Genomic DNA, 4,809 nt, shown 5'->3' with positions numbered 1-4,809 from the left:
CGGCTTGTTATTGCACCAGAGCGGGTGCGATAAGCATAATTGCCAGGCAATTGTGCCCACCAAGCTGCTGCTAACCCTAAGTCTTCCCGCGCAATCACAGCCCCACCATCTGTAAGACGAGAACGCGCTTTGGCAAGATTATCCGCTAACTCTTGCGGCGTATCAGCAAAAACTGCCAATGATAAATGATGCTCCCCTAAAACAAAACGATTGGATTCAAGATCATCAAGCGCATCATCCAGTTCCATAATTTGTGAACCTGCTCGATCTCCTGCATTGACCATTTGATTCTGTTTGCGCCCCATAATCTGTTTGGCAGCATTTTTGCTCTTGAAAATAAACGATTGGGTGAAAATAAACTCAAAGGGAAGGGTGAGCAAACCATCCGCCATGCCTACCCTAGTTTTTGCTGGATATTCTTTCCAACCAAACATGCCCGCAAACCGCTGTCCCGCCTCGGTGCGTATTTCTATGATCTCTTTTCCAAAAATGAGACGGTCTGAATAAACAGTCGAAGCTATCGTCCCCCATGTGAGAGGTATCCGTTCACGACGACCTCCCACCAATTGGTGGATAAACTCACTTTGCTGCGAATAAATATTGCCTTCATGTTCATAAAGACTCAATCTTCTTGCACCATAACGCTCTAAATTTTGAATAAGATCTGTGGTAATATCTTCAAGCTTGCGAATGGACTCTGCATCAACTTCTGTCTTTTCTTGCTTGGCTTTGCCTAAACGTTTGAAAAACTCCACTAATTTATCCGTTTGATCAACGTGTGGATTCCACAAAATAGAAAGATAAAGCTCATTGCGATAAAGCTCCTGTGAAATCATCCGCTCGCGATATTTATCATCTAATTGCTTGGCAAATGCCGATCTGAAAGTCCCATCCGGATAAATCGTTTCACGCTTTCTGATAATATGGCTATAAAGCGCTATCCGTTCATCCGCTATGTTTTTAAACAGATTATTGAGCTGTTCGTGAAGCACATTCAGATCAATAATATCCGCTGTCTCAAAGTTAATCCCTTCAAGTTTAATAACGCTCATGAGAGCGCGTGAATCCAGCGCAATGATGTGTTTATTGACATGGCGCACATAAGGAATGATCGCTTCTGGCTGCTTTTCACGTTTGCGCTCTGTTCTATTCATTATAATTCCTCATAATTACGAATTAATCGTAATGGAGAAATACTTCCCCCACCCCATAGACTCGAATTTCTGGCAAAAATAGATGTCTTTTGCCATGTCAGAAGAATACGAAATTTGTTATGGTCATGCTTTAGGATTTCCTTGAATATGAAATGCAGCATCACACCAAAGGTTAGAAAAAAAATATTGCCTGCCATAATGAACAATATCATCGTTCCTATCGCATTTAATCCCATAGCTTCCACCGTCACGCCTGCGATCATTGCAGGGCGCGTGCAAGCAAGAAATAACGTATCTTCTGTTAGCTTGTCGTGCTCTTTCATGGCTTTGAAAGGCTAAAGTTAAGCGAATTAAGACATAAACATTGATGCGATTTGCGATGCACCAAAAACAATGCCGATGCCAACACAAACAAAGAAAGCTTTACGCATTTCAACATAACCAGCAATCCATGCAAGCCCAACACCAGCAATCGCAATGGTTGCGATTGATTTTGCAATTGGTCCTTTTAAAGCATCAACTATTTTTTGAAGAGCAGTTTCAATTTTTCCGAAGCCGCCATCAGCAAATGCTGGTTCACTCAGTGCCATGAAGGCAATAAACAGCATCAATGCTGCTGTTAACCATTTCTTTTGGGTGTTGGATAGAATAGTTTTTTGTAAGGTATGTTCATTAATGAACGAATTATTCATGTTTTTCATGAAAATTCCCCCGCTTTATGTTTAAGTTAATCACAAAATTAATATTCAAAATATTAATCGGGAATCATATAAATGAAAAAAATAAATTTTTCTATCGATAAATTAATAATATTTAATCTTTTATTATTTAATGAACAAAAAATATAGTAATATTCAAAATGATACTTTTAAAATATCTTCGAGCAGCGCCTAAATATATTGTCTTAATTTGTATTATTATTTTAGGATACTTTTATTTCAGTCAACATACTGAAAATATTATGCAATTTTCTCTTTTTGAAGGATCAGAAAAGACAATTGGAAACCCCGTTCAAAATCCGAAGTCACAATTGGTTGATTATGCAAACCAACAAGACGCAATCCAACAAAATGTGGTGTTGCATTCAGAACCAATCGCATCACAATTTTATGAAGAAAATGTGCCGGTCTATTCCGGTGCTATACAGGTCACAAGTGGTGTGACCTTTAAAATGATTACGCTTGTAGATGATGGATGGAGAAAAAAGATTATCCGTGATATCCGATTATATGGTGTGGAAAGCTGTGAAATGAGGCAATTTGCCTCACGCAACGGAGTTAAGTGGCCTTGCGGTGCTTTTGTTACGGCTTGGCTTGTTTCAAAAACAATTGATAAAAAGGTTACTTGTCGGCAAGCACGTGTCGTTCAACAGGTTCATTATGCACAATGTTTTGTAGATGGGGTTGATCTGGCGCGGTTGGGGCTGGCAGAAGGGTTGATGGTGTTGACAAAAGATCAGCATCATTTTCCATCCCCCGCAGACTATAAAACTCTACAATCTGCTGCTCAAAAAGCACAAAATGGCTTGTGGTCGAGCCAATTTCAACAACCAGAAGATTGGCGAAGAGATCATGGGAGCTATAATCCCATTGACCATAATTAATATTGACCATTATTGATAAAGCGTCTTTTCAAGCGCTATTTAAAAATCAAGACAATATTCTACTGCAAATCTTATCAGAAAAAAGTTAATGATAATCCACACAGTCCTTGGTGGACAACGCTCGTTATGAAAATTTGTTGTGTTTAAAATATCCTTATAGGTTGTTTACTACAGTGCTATGGGAGAGCGCGTTTCCTTGGCTATACGTCATTTCGTTTTGCTTTTTAAATGAAAAGCTCTTCGCTTCTCAAACTCTTAATAATCGCACCCCAAAATCATGACATCAAACCTGCATTTAAATGAGAAGGCTAAAAGCCTTAAGTTTTAAAGGCTGGGAAATTCTGTAAAAGCGTATCGTTAGGCGCACGTGTGCCCCTTATCAATAACCAAAAGGCCTATCTTGTTCTTTTCTCACGCGGCTTTGAGATCATGATTAAAGAGAAAGCTTATAGGGGGATAAGTCAAAAGAAAGTGATGAAAATAATAAGGTATTTTAAGTGATATATATTTGAAAATATTATAAAAAAGACAAGAAAAGATAATAAATGGGTATTTTGTTATATAAATACTTAGCGTTAAGCGGATAGGTTATGAAAAGCCTTTCCAAAGTTTTTAAAACTGATTGTCTTCATACGTGTTAAAGTGTACAATGACGTTGTCAGGTGTGAGTTACACAAAATACTCTTTTAGTTAGAGATTGATAACTCACATTTTATTGTCGTAGGGTATTTTTTAAAATGCATGATCACGATCTGTAGAGGTTAATTCTTCATCAAAAAACTTTTTAGCTTGTTCTTCTTGTTGGGCTCTACGTTTTTCCTCTTCACTTTTACCACAACCTGTAATATTCAATCCTATAGTCAATAGAGCCAAGCATATTAAAATAAATTTTTTCATTTTTCCCCTCTTTAAAAATTATATGTATTAATCTCATCAATTATATCGGAATACAGATTTAATTATCGTGATCTTTTGTTTTTTATTAGTATTGTTAATGGAAAAATATGTGAACAGTTTATTGTAAATATCTTATAAGTTTATCATAATAAAAAATTAGAAGGAAAGAGCCAAAACCTAATATAAAGGAACAAATTGTAATGTTTATTAGTGCTTTTGACCAACCTATTGATAATATCATAATAGGAATTGTAAACAATCCCACAAACCCCATTATCATTATAAGGCTTAGTATCAATCTTAAAGGACCACGAAGCCATAAAAGCAAAAGGACGAGCGCCTCTTTGCTTATTTGTGATTTTGACATTATTTTCCCCTCACGCGCTTAAATCAAGATGCTCCACAATATACACAGTACGATAAATGATACAAGTTATTTTGTTATAAAATCTTCAAGATCTGTTTGATGTTCAACGGATGAAATATCCGGTTTGGTAGAAGATGATTCTATTTGATATTCTTTCATAAAAGCAACTTTTTCTTCTTTGAAGAACAGAATAGGATTCACTCAGTATTGATTAGGCAATTTTGGTTTTAAAATTCCTTTTTGTATGAGCTCTCTTAAACCGTTGTGAAAAGTTCTGTCGACCATATCGCGCTTTTTTCCATTTATACCCCCATCAAACCAAATTAAGGTAACGCTGCTGGGATCTTCGTTTGTTGATTTATTAGATCGATATTCTTCTAAAACTATTATCAAAGCACGATGTCCTGTACGAGATAAATTACAAATTGCGTGAATGCCATCAGCAAATATTTCTATAAAATTTTCTTTCTTTATTTTTTCTGTGACGTGAATTGTAGGTATGACCTCTGTTCTATTCGTATCAGAGTTGATAAATTTTTGTTGTGTAATGGACGTTTTTACAACTTTCTTATCGGTAAAAATTTCAGATTTTTTGAAAAAAGAATTTTCATACGGGGAATATTTTTGCTTTATAAATTCAAATCGATGACGTGACCTTTGGTTCTGAAAAAAGCTTATGAAAATATAGAGAAAGGCAGAAACGGAACATCATTTCCTTCAAAAAACAATAAATGGCTTCGAATTAAACTAGGACTTCTAATGCAAGCATTGCCTTATGTTGTTATGTT

4 protein-coding genes and 1 pseudogene are annotated in these 4,809 nt (G+C 36.1%); 1 reads left to right on the top strand and 4 read right to left on the bottom strand.

Annotated features, from left to right (window positions below):
- The 3 genes and pseudogenes from ACFIL3_RS08620 to ACFIL3_RS08610 all read right to left on the bottom strand — a co-directional run.
- A pseudogene (locus ACFIL3_RS08620) lies at nucleotides 1–1,154 on the bottom strand (transporter); the annotation flags it as partial.
- Complete coding sequence (locus ACFIL3_RS08615) at nucleotides 1,154–1,477, bottom strand: type IV secretion system protein VirB3 (protein ID WP_375638295.1); 324 nt, start codon at nucleotides 1,475–1,477, stop codon at nucleotides 1,154–1,156. The gene ACFIL3_RS08615 and the pseudogene ACFIL3_RS08620, both read right to left, overlap by 1 nt.
- 27 nt (nucleotides 1,478–1,504) lie before the next feature.
- The gene (locus ACFIL3_RS08610; protein ID WP_375612518.1) at nucleotides 1,505–1,855 is read right to left on the bottom strand and encodes a TrbC/VirB2 family protein; all 351 of its coding nucleotides are present in this window, start codon (nucleotides 1,853–1,855) and stop codon (nucleotides 1,505–1,507) included.
- 158 nt (nucleotides 1,856–2,013) lie between these two features.
- Between ACFIL3_RS08610 and ACFIL3_RS08605 the strand changes: the two genes are divergently transcribed.
- On the top strand, nucleotides 2,014–2,757 hold the full coding sequence (locus ACFIL3_RS08605) for a nuclease (RefSeq protein ID WP_375628052.1): 744 nt from the start codon (nucleotides 2,014–2,016) through the stop codon (nucleotides 2,755–2,757).
- Between the two features lie 732 nt (nucleotides 2,758–3,489).
- On the opposite strand, the gene ACFIL3_RS08600 is transcribed toward ACFIL3_RS08605, so the two are convergent.
- On the bottom strand, nucleotides 3,490–3,654 hold the full coding sequence (locus ACFIL3_RS08600) for a hypothetical protein (protein WP_375610246.1): 165 nt from the start codon (nucleotides 3,652–3,654) through the stop codon (nucleotides 3,490–3,492).
- Between the last annotated feature and the right edge of the window lie 1,155 nt (nucleotides 3,655–4,809).

Source organism: Bartonella sp. CE47NXGY, from assembly GCF_042195415.1.
GTDB lineage: Bacteria > Pseudomonadota > Alphaproteobacteria > Rhizobiales > Rhizobiaceae > Bartonella.
The sequence above is the reverse complement of the archived record's forward strand: the minus strand, read 5'-3'. Positions and strand labels throughout refer to the sequence as shown.